We start from the raw sequence: 15,870 nt of genomic DNA, 5'->3' as shown, positions 1-15,870 counted from the left end.
CAGACGCGCGTCAACAAACGGATGGTACGAATTTCGCAACCAAGAGCACCTTCCGATGCCAGCGGTCACAACAGCAGCACAGCTCCCACCCACACACCCGCAGCCATGAGCGCGCCGAACAGCTCGACGAGGATCGACAGGCCCACCGCCTTGGTGGCGTGCACTGTCGACTGCCACGCGGAGCCCGACGTGCGTGCCCGTGGCAGCTCCGCCGCGTAGACCCCGAGCGGGAAACCGAGGAAGAGCCCGACGACCGGGACGACGAAGAACCCGATGATGCCGACGATCCCGCCGGCGACGATGGAGCGCGTGGGCACTCCGGCGGACTTCAGCCGCCGACCGGGCCACAGATACTTGACGACACCGGACACCACGATCAGGGCCGCAGCGATGCCGAACACCGTCCACGAGGACGCGGTTCCCTCGACGAAGGCCCACACGCCGATGGCGGCAAGGATCAGCACGACGCCGGGGAGAACGGGAACCACGATTCCGACAAGACCGATCAGAACGACGAGCCCGACGAGGACCTCGGCGCCGGCGGTCACCGCGCCGAGACCGGGCGCACTCGGCTCGCGGCGTCGCGCGCGCGCTCCCGAGCGGTGTCCACGTCCGGGCCCGTCGACACCGCCACGCCCATCCGTCGCTTCGTGAAGCTCTCCGGCTTGCCGAACAGCCGGATGTCGGTCTCGGGGACGCGGAGCGCCTGGTCGACGCCCTCGAAGGCGATGCCCACCTCGTCGAGACCGCCGTAGATCACGGCGGACGCGCCGGGCGTCAGCAGCGTGGTGTCCACTGGGAGCCCGAGGATGGCGCGAGCATGGAGCTCGAACTCGGACAACCGTTGGGTGCCGAGCGTGACCAGGCCCGTATCGTGCGGTCGCGGGCTGACCTCGGAGAAGTAGACGACGTCGCCCTTGACGAAGAGCTCGACGCCGAAGATGCCGCGGCCGCCGAGAGCCGCCGTGACGGTGCGAGCGACCTCGCGGGCGGCATTCAGGGCCGCTTCCGACATGGGCTGCGGTTGCCACGACTCCACGTAGTCACCCGACTTCTGGAGGTGGCCGATCGGCCCGCAGAAGGAGGTCTCGTCGGCACCGTTCTCGTCGACCCCCCGGACGGTGAGCTGGGTGATCTCGTAGTCGAAATCGACGAAGCCCTCGACGATGACCCGACCCAGGGCGACTCGCCCCCCGGCCTGAGCATGATCCCAGGCCCGCTGGACGTCGTCGTCGCCCGTCACGACCGACTGCCCTTTGCCCGACGACGACATCACCGGCTTGATCACCGCCGGGAAGCCCGTGTGCTCGAGCGCGGCACGAACCTCGTCGACACTGTCGGCGAAGGCATACGGCGACGTGGGAAGGCCGAGCTCCTCGGCCGCGAGTCGGCGGATGCCCTCGCGGTTCATCGTCAACTGGGTAGCCCTGGCCGTGGGAACGACGGTGGTGATCCCGCGGTCCTCGACCATGGAGAGTGCCTCCGTGGCGATGGCCTCGATCTCCGGTACGACGAAGTGCGGCGCCTCCGACTCGATGACGGCGAGCAGGGCGTCCGGATCGCTCATGTCCACGGTGTGGGCGCGGTGGGCCACCTGGTGACCCGGCGCGTTCGCGTAGCGGTCCACGGCGATGACCTCGACGCCCAGGCGCTGGAAAGCGATGATCACTTCCTTGCCCAGCTCCCCCGAGCCCAGGAGCATCACCTTGGTGGCGGACGGAGAGAGCGGAGTACCGATGCGGGAGGGCGTCACTCTTGGAATGCTATCGGGCATGGCGGACACCGAGGACCTGCTCACCTACCTCCAGCGCGGAAGGGACGCGGTGGTGTGGAAACTCGACGGCGCGTCGGAGTACGACATCCGTCGGCCACTCACGTCGACCGGCACCAATCTGCTGGGAATCGTGAAACACCTGGCCATGACCGAGGCCGGGTACCTCGGAGCGGTGTTCGGACGACCGTTTCCCGAACAGATCCCCTGGTCCGATCCGACACTCGAGCTCAATGCCGACATGTGGGCCACACCCGACCAGTCCCGCGATTCTCTCGTCGACCTCTACCGCCGGGTGAACGCACACGCCGACGAGACGGTGCGCACCCTCGGACCGGCCGCCGAGGGGACGGTCCCGTGGTGGACGGCGAAGAACCCCGTGACCGTCGAGTACATCCTGGTGCACCTCATCGCGGAGACACATCGCCACGCCGGCCACGCCGACATCGTGCGCGAACTCGCCGACGGCAGCGCCGGACTGGCCCCGGAGAACCTGAATCTGGCCGAGGGGGACGAGGACTGGTGGGCCGACTACCGCCACCGCGTCGACTCCGCGGCCTCCGAATTTCTCTGACCGCCCGCCGCGCTCCGTGCGGTCGCGAGATCCGCGCAGTCCGGTCCTTCTCCGCGCCGCTCCGCGGTCGATAGGGTTCGCGCCATGACTACTGCAGGTGGACCCCTCGCCGGAATCAAGGTCGTGGAACTCGCGGGCATCGGCCCCGGCCCGCACACCGCGACACTGCTGGCCGATCTCGGCGCGGACGTCGTGCGTGTCCAGCGCGCCGGGTCGCTGCCGGCAGAGGGATCACCCGGCGATCCCCTGATCCGCAATCGGCGCATCGTGGAGGCGAACCTCAAGGACCCGGCCGAGCTGGAACGGGTGCTAAATCTGATCTCCCGCGCCGACGTCCTCATCGAGGGCTTTCGTCCGGGCGTCACCGAGCGCATGGGCCTCGGACCGGACGTCGTCGCCGAGCGCAACCCCGGTCTGGTCTACGGACGCATGACGGGGTGGGGCCAGGAGGGTCCGTGGTCACAGGTCGCGGGACACGACATCAACTACATCTCGGTCACCGGCGTCCTGCACGCGATCGGACGGGAGGGCGAGCGGCCGGTACCCCCGATGAACATGGTCGGCGATTTCGGCGGCGGTTCGATGTTCCTCGTCATGGGCATCCTCGCGGCGCTGGTCGAGCGCAGCCGTTCAGGGAAGGGCCAGGTCATCGACGCGGCCATGGTCGACGGCACCGTCGCGCTGTCGCACATGATCTGGGGCTGGCGCGGCATCGGCATGTGGTCCGACGAGCGCGGCACCAACCTGCTGGACACGGGTGCCCCGTTCTACGACACGTACGAGACGTCCGACGGCAAGCACGTCGCGGTCGGCGCACTGGAGCCACAGTTCTACGCCGCCATGCTGCACGGTCTCGGCCTCGATCCGTCGACGTTGCCGCACCAGCTCGACCGTGAGCAGTGGCCGACCCTGCGGTCGACCTTCACGGAGGTGTTCGCCTCCCGCACTCGCGACGAGTGGGCCGCCGTCTTCGACGGCACGGATGCCTGTGTCACCCCGGTACTGACCTTCGACGAGGCCACGCGTCATCGCCACATGGCCGAACGCGGAAGCCTCATCGACATCGACGCGGTGACCCAACACGCCCCGGCGCCGCGCTTCGGCCGCACCGCCACGTCCACACCGGCAGGGCCCGCCCGCTCGTCCGTCGACCCCGACTCCGTCTGGGCCTGAGTGGACGCCGCGGCGTGGGACGCCAAGTACGAACGCGCGGAACTGATCTGGGGTTCACCGCCCAACGACATGGTGGTCGAGTTCTGCACCTCGCTCCCACGCGGCCGGGCGCTGGACGTCGCCTGCGGCGAGGGGCGCAACGCCCTCTGGCTCGCCACCCGCGGATGGAATGTCGACGCCGTCGATTTCAGCAGCGTGGCACTGACCAAGGCGGTGCGCATCGCCGGCACCGCCACGGCGTCGATCCGCGAGCGTGTGCGGTGGGTCCACGCGGACGTGACCACACTCACACCGGAGCGCTCGTATGATCTCGCCGTCGTCGCTTACCTGCATTTACCACCGAATGCGCGCCGCGAAGCCCTGAACATCGCGATCGACGGCCTGAAACATGAGGGAATCCTCGTGATCGTGGGTCACCATTCTGCCAATCTAGAGAATGGCGTCGGCGGTCCGCAGGATCCCGAGATCCTCTACAGCCCAGACGATCTGGTGGCAGACATCGCCGACAGAATGCACATTCTCGTCGCCGAGGACAGGGTGCGGCACGTAGGTGATTCCACGGCGATCGACGCCCTTGTGGTGGGACGGGTTACCCGCGAGTAGACCCCTATTGGCAGCGTTCCCGATCCGGCGTAACATAGCCGTATGTTACTGGCGAGTAGGTAGCGCCGGGCCACGCAGGCGGTACCGAGGCCGGACCGCACCACTGAGACGGAGAACGCATCACCATGGGTCATTACAAGAGCAATCTTCGCGATCTCGAGTTCAACCTGTTCGAGCTGTTCGCCCTGGACAAGACACTCGAGTCCGGACAGTTCGGCGACCTCGACGTCGACACCGTGCGTGACATGCTCGCCGAGGTCCGCCGCCTCGCGGAGGGCCCCCTCGCGGAGTCGTTCGCCGATTCCGACCGCAACCCGCCGACCTTCGATCCCGAGACGCACGTCGTCACCCTCCCGGAGTCGTTCAAGAAGTCGTACCGCGCGTTGCAGGAAGCCGGCTGGGATCACCTCGGCCTCGACGAGGAGCTCGGCGGAATGCCGGTACCCCGCCAGGTGTTCTGGGCCGTCGCCGAGATGATTCTCGGGTCCAGCCCCGCAGCTTTCATGTACTCGGCGGGCCCGGGCTTCGCACAGATCCTCTCCGACAACGGCACCGAGCAGCAGAAGAAGTGGGCCGTCCTCGCCTCCGAGCGCAACTGGGGCGCCACCATGGTGCTCACCGAGCCCGACGCGGGTTCCGACGTGGGCGCCGGCCGCACCAAGGCGATCGAGCAGTCCGACGGCAGCTGGCACATCGAGGGCGTGAAGCGCTTCATCACCTCGGCCGACTCGGACGACCTGTTCGAGAACATCTTCCACTTGGTGCTCGCTCGCCCCGAGGGTGCCAAGCCCGGTACCAAGGGCCTCTCGCTCTTCTTCGTCCCCAAGTTCCACTTCGACGGCGAGACCGGCGAACTGGGTGAGCGCAACGGTGTGTTCGTCACCAATGTCGAGCACAAGATGGGCCTCAAGGTCTCCGCCACCTGCGAGCTGACCCTCGGTGGACACGGCGTACCGGCCAAGGGTTGGCTCGTCGGCGACGTCCACAACGGTATCGCGCAGATGTTCGACGTCATCGAGCACGCTCGAATGATGGTGGGCACCAAGGCCATCTCGACGCTGTCGACCGGCTACCTCACCGCTCTCGACTACGCCAAGCAGCGCGTGCAGGGTGCAGACCTCACGCAGATGACCGACAAGGCCGCACCCCGCGTCACCATCACGCACCACCCGGACGTCCGCCGCTCTCTGATGACGCAGAAGGCGTACGCCGAGGGTCTGCGCGCCGTCTACCTCTACACCGCGGCCCACCAGGACGAGGTTGCAGCGCAGCACGTCTCGGGCGCGGACAAGGACACCGCGTTCCGCGTCAACGACCTGCTGCTCCCCATCGTCAAGGGTGTGGGTTCCGAGGTCGCGTACGAGCAGCTCGCCCAGAGCCTCCAGACGCTCGGCGGATCCGGCTTCCTGCAGGACTACCCCATCGAGCAGTACATCCGCGATGCCAAGATCGACTCGCTCTACGAGGGCACCACGGCCATCCAGGCGCAGGACTTCTTCTTCCGCAAGATCGCCCGTGACCGCGGCGTCGCTCTGGCCCACGTGGCCGGCCAGATCAAGTCGTGGATCGACAGCGAGGCGGGCAACGGACGCCTCAAGAGCGAGCGCGCCCTGCTGAACACCGCGCTCGAGGACGTCCAGGGCATGGTCGGCACGCTCACACAGCACCTCATGGGTGCCCAGGAGCAGCCGACCGAGCTGTACAAGGTCGGCCTCGGGTCCGTACGCCTGCTCATGAGCGTCGGCGACCTGATGATCGGGTGGCTGCTGCTGCGTCAGTCCGAGATCGCCATCGCTGCACTCGACAACGGCGCCAGCGAGAAGGACAAGGCGTTCTACGAGGGCAAGATCGCCGCGGCCTCGTTCTTCGCCAAGAACGTGCTGCCTCGCCTGACCTCCACCCGCCAGATCCTGTCCGATCTGGACAACGACGTCATGGAGCTCGACGAAGCAGCGTTCTGATCCGCTGAATTCCCACTGCGGCCCGGCTGGTTCTCCAGCCGGGCCGTCGTGCGTCCCGGACGGTGGAATAGACACGGAGCAGATGCTCGGCGAGTGACGACGTCGAGAAGTGCGCGAGGACGGCGTCGTGTCCGTTGCGGCCCCGGCGGTCTGCGTCGCGCGGATCGTCGAGCAACCGTCGGATGCCGTCGGCGACGCCCTCCGCGGTCGGCTCCACCACGTGTCCGCACACGTGCTCCCGGACAGTCGACGCCAATCCACACTCGGTGGTGATCACCACCGGAACGCCGACCGACATCGCTTCGAGGACCACCATCGGGAACGGTTCGTCGACCGAGGGCAGCACGAACACCGAGGCGGTGCGCATCAGCGATTCGACGTCGACGGGGGACACGGGACCGCTCCACCGGATGGAGGGCGCGGCCGCGACCGCGTTCCGAACCCAGTCACCCTCTCCTGCATCCGGTCCGACGATGAGAAACTCTGCCTCGACACCGTCGCGAACGAGCTGCTTCGCCGCCTCCACGAACGTGCGTACTCCTTTGCGAGGATGCAACCGCGCCACGAAGAGGACGACCGGGCGACTCTGCGGAACGGGACGAACTGGTCTGCCCTGCACCGCGTTACGCACTCGCACGAACGGGAGACTTCGGCCCGCCACCGTCACGAGGTCCGCTCGCTCACGCGAGGTCAGATGCAGAACGGCGCCGGCGTGCCGCAGAACGGGGCGAGCAGCGAGGACATCGACGACTCTCACGGCCCACCGGTCGTCGGGGGCGATCATGCCGTGCGGCTGCACGACCATGACCGATCCGCTGAGCATGACCACCAGTGCTGCGGGAAGGGACACGCCGTCACGGCCGAGGTGAACGTGGACGACGTCGAACCGGCGTCGGTGACGCCACACCCACCAGGCCAGCCGCCAGGACACCAGCGACGACGGCGTCCCCGCGCGCCGACGTCGAACAGGGAACACGGTGACGGGACCGAGGGCGCGATGGAGATCGTCGACGGAGTCGTACGCCCCTGCCACGACGGAGACCGTGTGCCCGTGCAGCCGCAACGCGGTCGACTGCGCCGACGCGACCGTGGCCGGTCCGCCGAACGCGCCGTCGAGCGACACCAGGGTGACGACCTGCAGTATCTTCACGATCTCCCCGCGTGCACCGTCGTGTCTGTCGGCACGTCCCGGGTGACCAGTGTGCACGCGCCCACGACGGCTCCGTCATGGACGGTCACGCCTCGCAGAACGGTTGCACGCACCGCGATCCACACGTGATCGCCGATGACGATCGGCGCGTTGTCGAATTCGAAGGTAGGTGACGTGCGGTCGTGACTTCCCGTGCACAACAGCACGTCCTGCGACACGCACGTATCATGACCGATGGTCACCGGTTCGAGGTTCAGGATCCACGCGCCCTCGCCTATCCAGGAGTCGGCGCCGACCGTCAACTTCCACGGCCAGTGCACGCGTACTCGGTGTCGGATGACGACGCCCGTACCGATCCGGGCACCGAACGAGCGCAGAATTCCCAACCGGACCGGCATCGGACACCACCAGCGCATCACCACTCCGGAGGCCACCATCCAGGCGCCCTGCACGATCCGGCCGCGCCCCTTGGCGTATCCCGCACCGGTGAATCCCGCGAGGGCACGGCGCTCCCCGGCTGTCACGTCCTGTGCGTCCGTCGGATCCGCGCGACCGGTTCGGCAGCGGTCATGATCGTCCCCGCGGGGACATCCTCGACGATGACGACGTTGGGGCCGATGCGACAACCGTCGTGGAGAGTCACCGGTCCCACGACCACGGCACCCGGACCGATACGCACGTCGTCTCCGATGGTGGGACGACCGTGGTCGGTGTATCCCACTGTGGCCCACTGGTTGATGAAACAGTTCGACCCGATGCGCTCGGCGGACACCTTCATGCCGTTCCCGTGCTGGATGAAGAAGCCGGGGCCGATCTCCGGTGAATCGAGAACCATCGACCTGTCGTGTCGGTAGAGAATCGAGACGACCACCCTCACCCAGCGCGGCGCGGATTCCGTCCTGTGCCGCAGCAGGCACCGGAACTCGGGAAGAGCGGACACCAGGTAGTCGAACTGCCGAGATTCCGACAGCTCGCGCACAATGTCTCGGTCGATGCAGTCGACCCACCGAGCGACATCGGCCGCGATCAATGCACCCGATCCGCTCATCCGCACGGCCGCGCGCATCGGAAGTACGCCCACCGCGACGATCGGTAGCAGCGCCGCCTTCGCCCGCGTCAGCGCCATGACGCTCTCCTCACTCCGCGTTCGGCGGTAGCTCTCACCCAGTCCTCGAACGCAGTCAGCCCCGATTCCCTGTCGAGGTGCGTGCGGGAGTACGACAGTCCTCGCTCGCCCATTCGGGCCGCCGCGACATCGTCGGCGGCCAGCCGGAGCGCCGCGTCGATCACCGCCTGCGGATCCCCGCTGGGGATGCACCTCCCTGCACCGGATGCCGCCATCTCGCGGGCGGTCACCCCCTCGGGGTCGACTGCAGCGAGGACGGGACGACCACTGGCGAAGTACGAGGTCAACTTGCTCGGCACCGACATACTGCGAACTCCGGGCTTCTCGTTGACGACCAGAATGTCTGCAGCTCCGAGCATCTGCGGGAAGTCCTGCTCGCTCACCGGATCGACGATGTCGAGGGACCGCACATCGAGGGCATCGTGTTGGAGTCGCCGACGCTGGTTTCCGTCTCCGACCAACACGATACGTATGCGCATTCCCCGTGAGTCGATCTCACGCGCTGCCGACACGAGATTGTCCAGATGCTGCTTGACGCCCATGTTGCCCGCGTGAAGCAGGACCAGGTCGTCCGGGCGCCAACCCCACCGAGCGCGCACGTCGTCGCGCGTCTCCGACGACGAGGGGGTGATGTGCGTCCAGTTCGGAATGGAGGTCACACGCGATGGGTCGATGGCGTAGGCGTCGACCATCTCGGTCCGAAACCGGTCGTGCACCACTGCGATCGCATCTGCCGACCGCAACACGCGACGTTCCAGCGACGCTGTCATCGCCGTCGCCGTGCTCCCGGCGAGACCGGTCTCTCGGGCGCCGGCACCGTAGAGGTCCTGTACCCAGACGCCGACGGGAGTGCGACGGGCACGGAGGCGTTGGGCTGCCAGCACCATGGCCGTGGACACCAACGCCGGCGACACTGCGATGGTGACGTCGACCGGCCGTTCGAGAGCGCGTATCGCCGCCGATCCGAAGCCTGCCTCCATACGTAGCCGGCCGCCGACGGACGACCGAGCCGGGACGTGATGGCGAAGACGATGCACGGCGACACCGTGCATCACCTCGCGCAGTTCTCGCCCGCCGTATCGGGGATCCACACGCCAGGAGGGATAGTGGGGAAACCCCGTCACGACCGAGACGTCGTGACCGCGACGATGGAGAGCGGTGGCGGCCTCCGTCGTGTACGGGGCGATGCCGGTGTGCTCCGGTGCGTAGTTGATTCCCACGACACGGACGGACAACCCGCGCCCGCTCACGCCGGAGCCCCTGCCGGCCGCCGGGACGCGATGAGCCGCGGAACATGAGCGAGATCCGGCACGACCTGGGCGACCACCACTCCGACCACCGTGGCCAGGACGACCCCCACCGCACCCAGGCTCGGTGCCACGGCCACCCCTCCGACGATCGTCACGGTTCCCATCGCGAGGATGCATGCGGACTGCCATCTAGCCTCCGCCGGAGTGGTCAAGAGCATCCCGGAGGTCACGTGCATGCATTGTGCCACCAGCAGGATCGCGAACGCCCCGGCGAGTCGCGGCTCCGCATCGATGATCCCGCCCGACAACACGGACGCCGCGACGGGACCCAGCAACCACAGGATCACCGCAGCACCCGCCGAGGCAGCCGTGAACCAGAGGGTCGCCCATCGCCACAGCACGAGTGTTCCTCGGATGTCCGTTCTGCGCCTCACGAACATGGGCCACAACGCGAGTGCGGCCGTCGAGAACACCGCCCAGGTGATCGCGTACAGCTGCGCGTACAGCGAGTAGGCGGACAACTGCTGCGGGGATGCTCTGTGCGACAGAATGAGTCGCTGCACCTGCAGACCGAAGGGGACGGCCAGTCCGGTCACGAGCAACCACGCCGACCCGGTCAGAAGCCTGCCGTGGGTCGTCGGGTTCGGTCGCACCAGATCCCGGACACCGATGCCGCTCCATCGCAGCCCCACCGCGCTCGCGAGGGCGTTTCCGCACAACAGACCGGTGAGCGGCGGAAGCACGAACCAGACACCTCGGACGCCCCCCGCATAGAGAGCGGCTGCAACGGACGTGGCGATGAGAGAACTGACGACACCCATGGCGACGACCACGTCGTTGCGGTCGAGACCGAGCACGATGCGTGTGCCGAGGGACAACGGAACGGAGAGCCCGAACAGGCACACCGCCGCGCCGAGGATCCACCTGCCACCGGGACCGACTGTCCCGCCCAGCACGGGCGTCCAGACGTCGAACACGGACATCGTTCCCGCGATCAGGACGATGCCTCCCGCGACGACGCCCAGTACCGCGAAACCCCGTCTCACCACGTCCGCGGCGTGCGCTCCACCTTGTGCCACCGCGGTGGTGACCACGGATCCGATCCCGAGGTCGGCGAAGGGAAAGAAGAGACCTGTCGTCGCCACCAGCGCCACGAGCCCGTACGCCGACTCTCCGGTGGCGCGCACCGTGACCGCCGTCGCGAGCAGTCCTGACAGCGCGATGATCGGCGTCCCCGCCACCCGTGCGACCGTGCCGCGAGCGATGGACACGCGCTCGGCGCGCTCGAGTGGCGACCTCATCGGACACCTCCGATCAGGATTCGCTTGGCCTGCACCCGCGCCGACACCGACAGTGACAGCGCGTGCGACGCCACCCGTGACCATGCCCTCGACCCGAGGGGATACGTGCCGAGTTCGTCCCACGCCCTGCGGATGTCGGCGTGGTGTTCCGCGACCGATCGCACGGATCCTGCGCCCGTGACGTCGAAGTCGACGAGCACGCCGGACGTCGTGTCGGGACGCTGTGCACATGCGAGGCGGGCCATGAGCAGATGGTCTGCCGCGAGTCCGAAGTCGTCGTCGTAGGGACCCGATCGCGCGAACAGGTCCGCCCCGACAGCGGTCGCCTGGTGGGGTATCGGCCTGATACCCCACGAGAACTTCGCGTGCTCGAAGGGGATGTGCCCCCACACTCCCAACGACCTTCCGGCCGAGTCACGCCGATCCACCCGGCCGAATCCCCACCGCTCACGAGCCGAACGACGTCCGCGATCGGTGAGCAGACCGATCATGTCGCCGACCGCCGACGGGGACGTGAACGCGTCACCGGAGTGCAGCCACCACAGAACATCGCCGTTCGCGAGCGCCGCGCCTTGGTTCATCGCGTCGTACCGCCCACGATCGATCCGAGAATGCCAGTAGTGCAGTCCCTCTCTCGATTCCAGGTAGGACTCCACGTCAGGCCCCGAGCCCGCATCGAGAACGATGTGCTCGATACGGGGATACGTCTGCGCCGAGACACTCGGAAGGGTGGCGCGCAGACCATCGAGGTCGTGACGGCTGATCGTGATGACAGAGACGAGGGGGACGTCCCGCTCGGCCGGCGCACTCATCGCGTCGTCCGACCGCGCAGAAGAAGCACCATGGCTTTCGCGGAGCAGTAGAGCATCGCGGGCATCCCGGGCCGTCCGCCTGTCAGGAGGGTGTGCCGGACCGAGTCGACGAGCCCCCTCCACGATCTCGCACCGAACGCGGCCGACACAGGCGAGGTGAGTCCGTAATCTCCACGGACGCGGGCCGAGGTGGACCCCAGATACTCTTCGGCCCACCGGAGATGGGCCTCCGAATCATCGACTGCGTGCCGCGACAGGGACCCGGGCGCCACCGAGTAGATCACCCACGGGTCGGGTGCCTGCACCACCGCGAGGTCGGGCACTGCCTCCCGGAGAAGGAGAAGCCAGCTCGCCTCGTGGTGCACCGACGAGGGATCCGCATCGAGGGGAACGATCGACGCGAGACCGCGCGGGAACATGAGAGTGGAGCTCTGCAACAGTCCGTTACCGCGACCACCCCGCCCGAAGCGGTACGTGTACAGAAACTCCGCCACGTCCTGATGTGCCCTCGCCACCCGTGGCGGCAGCAGTCGCTCCGAACCGTCGGCCGACCGCACGACGCAGCGACACGACGCGACCCACGGACCCGTGACATCGGACACCGCGAGCAACTGGCCCTCGATCTTGTACGGATTCCACAGGTCGTCGTCGTCCAGCAGGGCGACGACGTCGCCACGAGCGCTTCTGACACCGACCTGGCGCGCGCGTTGCGCACCGGACCCCGGGCGATCCCCCACCACCCGCACACGGTCGTCCCGCGGCAGATCCAGGCTGCTCGCGGTGTCGGTCGACACGATCACCTCGAGTACCGGATGCGACTGATCGAGAGCCGACCGGACCGCATCGCGCAGGCTGCCGCGACCGATCGTGGGAATGACCACGCTGACGTCGATCACGACGGAACCGTCCCTCGTCGAGTCCCACGCGTGACCACGCACAGAACGGCGACTGCGGCGAGCACTGCCGGGAGGTTGTAGGTCCACGGCGAGAACAGCAGGTCCCACGCCGCTTGGACCGCGACGACGCACACGAGAGGTGCCCAGCGTCCGACCCGACGACTCCATGTCACGACGAGGACACACATCGCGAGCAACCACAGAGGGAACAGCGCAGCGACGACACCGCCCTCGGCCCACGATCCGAGGAGCACGGAGTGGAAGGAGGCCGAGTTCTCCGGGCCACGCCAGGTGTACTGGAACGGGAAGCGCGGAGAGAACCCCAGATCGACTGCGAGCAGCCGCGCCTCCGCGAACACCCTCTCCGGAACGGCTGTGGCACTTCCCCACCCGAGGAAGGGTCGTTCACCGATGGCCGTGAGGGACAGCGGCGACTCGGTTCGACCCGCCAGAATGAGAGGAACCCCCTCGCCCTCCTGGGCGCTGACCTTGCCGGCCAGCGCGTCACCGAAGATGCCGGCGCCGGACACCACAGGAAGCAGGACGCCGAACCCCACGACGGCGGCCGCCGCTGCCGCGACACTGCGGCGAGGATCGACATTCGCACCCAGCGCGACGACCACGGCCACGATCACGCACACGAGCGCGTGGGAGCGGTAGTTCAACGCCAGACTGACGACGGCGAGGACCACGAGACAGAGGCCGACGAGTCGTGCGCTCGTCCCGGCCGTCACGAGGACGAACACGAGCACGACCGTCACCGCGTTCGCGATGCCGTACTTCCACAGATCCGCGAACGATCCCGTGTCGGACAGCGGGGTGCCGACCACCAGCGCGAACACCACCGTTCCCATCGAGATGCCGACCAGAATCACGCAGACGTCTCCGACGTCGCGGCAGCAGAGACCGAACGCCATCAGATAGACGACGATGGAGGCGTACACGAGGCGATTCGGTTCGTATCCGTGGACATCGTTGACCTCCGCCGACACCGCATACGCGGCACATCCCATTGCGGCAGTGAGCACCGGGGCCCTGAAGCCCGTCGACATCCGATGCACCAGAACACCGGGGAGAACCAGGACACACAGGAGCGTGAGCCCGGTGACCGTGTAGTCGAGTACCGGGATGCACGAGGCCCCGCCGGCTCCCATCAACAGCACCCGGCGCTGGCGATCGACGGGCCGCCGTGTCGGCGGCTGCGACTCGTTCGCCTCGAATGCCGTGGTCACCGGTGGTGCGCCGGTCCGACGCGTCGATACCAGTCGACAGTGCTGGACAGGCCGCTGTCGAGCGAGATCCCGGGCGACCAGCCCATGCTCCGAAGGACGCTCACATCGAGCACCTTCCGCATCATGCCGTCCGGTTTCGTCTCGTCCCAGTGGATCGAACCTGTGTATCCGGCGACCGTCGCCACCTTCTGCGCCAGCGCCGCGATGGACATGTCCACCCCGACACCCACATTGACATGGCTGTCACCGTCGTACCGATCGAGCAGGAACAGACACGCGGATGCGAGATCGTCGACGTGGAGGAATTCGCGCCGAGGCGTTCCCGTCCCCCAATTGGTCACGGCGGTCTCACCTTTCGAGACGGCGTCGGTGAACCTCCTGATGAACGCCGCGAGCACGTGCGACGACTCCGCTGCGAAATTGTCTCCCGGACCGTACAGATTGGTCGGCATCGCGCTGATCCAGGGCAGACCGTACTGCCGACGAACCGAACGAACCGAGATCATGCCGGCGATCTTGGCGATCGCGTAGGCATCGTTCGTCGGCTCCAGAAGCCCTGTCAGCAGCGCATCCTCGGTGATGGGCTGCGGGGCTTCTCGGGGATAGACGCACGAGGATCCGAGGAACAACACGCGCTCCACGCCGTGGTGCAACGCTGCGTCCATCGTGTTGACCTGGATCTGCAGGTTGTCCGACAGGAATTCGACCGGGCTGGTGTCGTTGGCCAGAATCCCGCCCACTCGCGCCGCTGCCATGACGACGGTTCGTGGTCGCACTCGGCGGAACCACTCGAACACGTCGTCCCGGCGCCTGAGGTCCACGGTCTCGGACGACACGCCGAGCACGTCGGTGAACCCTTCCCGCACCAACAATCGCTGAATCGCGGACCCGACCATGCCCGTGTGGCCGGCGACCATGATCGGCTCGTCGCGGTCCAGGGGCCGCACCGGGTGGACGACGCCTCTCACGGCCACCCCGGCGAGATCGGGCGATCGATCCATCCCGCGCCCGCCGAGAGAGCCGTGATGTCTGCGTCGACCATGATGCCGGCGAGTTCGACAGCACCCACAGTGGTCTTCCACCCGAGGTCCGCCCGGGCCTTGGCGGCGTCCCCGATGAGCGTGTCCACCTCGGCCGGCCGGGTGTAGCGCTCGTCGAACTTCACGTACTCGCGCCAGTCGAGACCCACCCGCGCGAAAGCCGCATCGGCGAACTGTTCCACCGTGGTCCCGTTTCCGGTGGCGAGCACGTAGTCTTCCGGCGCGTCGGTCTGCAGCATGCGCCAGATTCCCTCGACGTACTCGGGTGCGTAGCCCCAGTCACGGACGGCAGCAAGGTTGCCGAGGTACAGGCGCGACTCGAGCCCCGCCGCGATACGCGCGACGGCTCTCGTGATCTTTCTCGTCACGAATGTCTCACCACGTCTGGGCGATTCGTGATTGAAGAGGATCCCGTTGACCGCGAACATCCCGAACGACTCGCGATAGTTCTGCGTCGAACTGTGCGCGTAGAGCTTGGCGGAACCGTACGGACTTCGTGGGTGGTAGGCGGTGGTCTCGTTCTGAGGCGCCGGCACGGATCCGAACATCTCCGAACTCGACGCCTGGTAGAACCGGCAGTCCAGACCCGATCGCCTGATCGTCTCCAACAGCCGCACCGCACCGAGACCAGTGACGTTTCCGGTGTTCTCCGGCTCGTCGAAACTGACGCGCACATGTGACTGCGCCGCGAGGTTGTACACCTCGTCCGGCTGAACGGCGTGGACCAGAGACATCAGTCTGGCACTGTCCGTCATGTCACCGTGATGAAGGAAGAGCCGTGGACGATCCGTGTGTGGATCCTCGTACAGGTGATCGATACGAGACGTGGTGAAGCTCGAGGTGCGTCGCATGAGACCGTGCACCTCGTAACCCTTGCCCAGGAGCAACTCGGCCAGGTAGGACCCGTCCTGGCCGGTGATACCGGTGATCAACGCTCGTTTCATGTCAGCACATCCTAAGTCGATCGACGCCCTCCTGCCC

At 67.2% G+C, this 15,870-nt stretch carries 16 protein-coding genes; 4 read left to right on the top strand and 12 right to left on the bottom strand.

What is annotated here, in order from left to right:
- Positions 1–65: 65 nt before the first annotated feature.
- A complete protein-coding gene (locus HQ325_RS12470; RefSeq protein WP_222629964.1) occupies positions 66–548 on the bottom strand; it encodes a DUF456 domain-containing protein in 483 nt (160 codons plus the stop codon).
- Positions 545–1,774: a formate-dependent phosphoribosylglycinamide formyltransferase gene (gene purT, locus HQ325_RS12465; RefSeq protein ID WP_222629962.1), complete on the bottom strand. Its 1,230-nt coding sequence runs from the start codon at positions 1,772–1,774 to the stop codon at positions 545–547. The genes HQ325_RS12470 and purT overlap by 4 nt, the downstream gene beginning before the upstream one ends.
- On the opposite strand from purT, the gene HQ325_RS12460 reads away from it, so the two are divergent.
- The 4 genes from HQ325_RS12460 to HQ325_RS12445 all read left to right on the top strand — a co-directional run bounded on the left by HQ325_RS12460 (position 1,773) and on the right by HQ325_RS12445 (position 6,082).
- Complete coding sequence (locus HQ325_RS12460; protein WP_222629960.1) at positions 1,773–2,345, top strand: DinB family protein; 573 nt, start codon at positions 1,773–1,775, stop codon at positions 2,343–2,345. The genes purT and HQ325_RS12460 overlap by 2 nt on opposite strands.
- An 84-nt stretch (positions 2,346–2,429) precedes the next feature.
- Positions 2,430–3,518 carry a CaiB/BaiF CoA-transferase family protein gene (locus tag HQ325_RS12455; protein ID WP_222629959.1) on the top strand — a complete coding sequence of 363 codons (1,089 nt, stop codon included), beginning with the start codon at positions 2,430–2,432 and terminating at the stop codon, positions 3,516–3,518.
- Positions 3,519–4,121, top strand: coding sequence for a class I SAM-dependent methyltransferase (locus HQ325_RS12450; RefSeq protein WP_222629957.1), 603 nt, complete (start codon positions 3,519–3,521; stop codon positions 4,119–4,121).
- Between the two features lie 125 nt (positions 4,122–4,246).
- Positions 4,247–6,082, top strand: a complete 1,836-nt coding sequence (locus HQ325_RS12445) for an acyl-CoA dehydrogenase (protein WP_222629954.1) — start codon at positions 4,247–4,249, stop codon at positions 6,080–6,082.
- On the opposite strand, the gene HQ325_RS12440 is transcribed toward HQ325_RS12445, so the two are convergent.
- Genes HQ325_RS12440 through gmd form a run of 10 tightly spaced genes read right to left on the bottom strand, consistent with a single transcriptional unit; the run spans position 6,054 to position 15,833 of the window.
- A complete protein-coding gene (locus tag HQ325_RS12440) occupies positions 6,054–7,232 on the bottom strand; it encodes a glycosyltransferase (protein ID WP_222629952.1) in 1,179 nt (392 codons plus the stop codon). The genes HQ325_RS12445 and HQ325_RS12440 overlap by 29 nt on opposite strands.
- On the bottom strand, positions 7,229–7,756 hold the full coding sequence (locus HQ325_RS22820) for a DapH/DapD/GlmU-related protein (protein WP_308014484.1): 528 nt from the start codon (positions 7,754–7,756) through the stop codon (positions 7,229–7,231). The genes HQ325_RS12440 and HQ325_RS22820 overlap by 4 nt, the downstream gene beginning before the upstream one ends.
- Positions 7,753–8,358: a serine acetyltransferase gene (locus tag HQ325_RS12430; RefSeq protein ID WP_222629949.1), complete on the bottom strand. Its 606-nt coding sequence runs from the start codon at positions 8,356–8,358 to the stop codon at positions 7,753–7,755. Before HQ325_RS12430 ends, HQ325_RS22820 begins: the two co-directional genes overlap by 4 nt.
- Positions 8,349–9,608 (bottom strand): glycosyltransferase family 4 protein, encoded by a 1,260-nt coding sequence (locus HQ325_RS12425; RefSeq protein ID WP_222629947.1) that lies wholly within the window; start codon positions 9,606–9,608, stop codon positions 8,349–8,351. Before HQ325_RS12425 ends, HQ325_RS12430 begins: the two co-directional genes overlap by 10 nt.
- Entirely contained in the window at positions 9,605–10,909 is a 1,305-nt protein-coding gene (locus HQ325_RS12420) for a lipopolysaccharide biosynthesis protein (protein ID WP_222629946.1), read from the bottom strand. The genes HQ325_RS12425 and HQ325_RS12420 overlap by 4 nt, the downstream gene beginning before the upstream one ends.
- A complete protein-coding gene (locus HQ325_RS12415) occupies positions 10,906–11,721 on the bottom strand; it encodes a glycosyltransferase (protein WP_222629944.1) in 816 nt (271 codons plus the stop codon). Before HQ325_RS12415 ends, HQ325_RS12420 begins: the two co-directional genes overlap by 4 nt.
- Complete coding sequence (locus HQ325_RS12410; protein ID WP_222629942.1) at positions 11,718–12,617, bottom strand: glycosyltransferase; 900 nt, start codon at positions 12,615–12,617, stop codon at positions 11,718–11,720. Before HQ325_RS12410 ends, HQ325_RS12415 begins: the two co-directional genes overlap by 4 nt.
- On the bottom strand, positions 12,614–13,849 hold the full coding sequence (locus HQ325_RS22815) for a hypothetical protein (RefSeq protein WP_222629940.1): 1,236 nt from the start codon (positions 13,847–13,849) through the stop codon (positions 12,614–12,616). The genes HQ325_RS12410 and HQ325_RS22815 overlap by 4 nt, the downstream gene beginning before the upstream one ends.
- Complete coding sequence (locus tag HQ325_RS12400; protein WP_222629938.1) at positions 13,846–14,850, bottom strand: GDP-L-fucose synthase; 1,005 nt, start codon at positions 14,848–14,850, stop codon at positions 13,846–13,848. The genes HQ325_RS22815 and HQ325_RS12400 overlap by 4 nt, the downstream gene beginning before the upstream one ends.
- Entirely contained in the window at positions 14,814–15,833 is a 1,020-nt protein-coding gene (gene gmd / locus HQ325_RS12395; protein WP_222629936.1) for a GDP-mannose 4,6-dehydratase, read from the bottom strand. Before gmd ends, HQ325_RS12400 begins: the two co-directional genes overlap by 37 nt.
- Positions 15,834–15,870: the final 37 nt, after the last annotated feature.

This window comes from Rhodococcus sp. BP-349 (assembly GCF_019835845.1).
In the GTDB taxonomy this organism is placed as follows: Bacteria; Actinomycetota; Actinomycetes; order Mycobacteriales; family Mycobacteriaceae; genus Rhodococcoides.
Note: the sequence above shows the minus strand (reverse complement) of the source record. Positions and strands in the feature narration are given on the sequence as shown.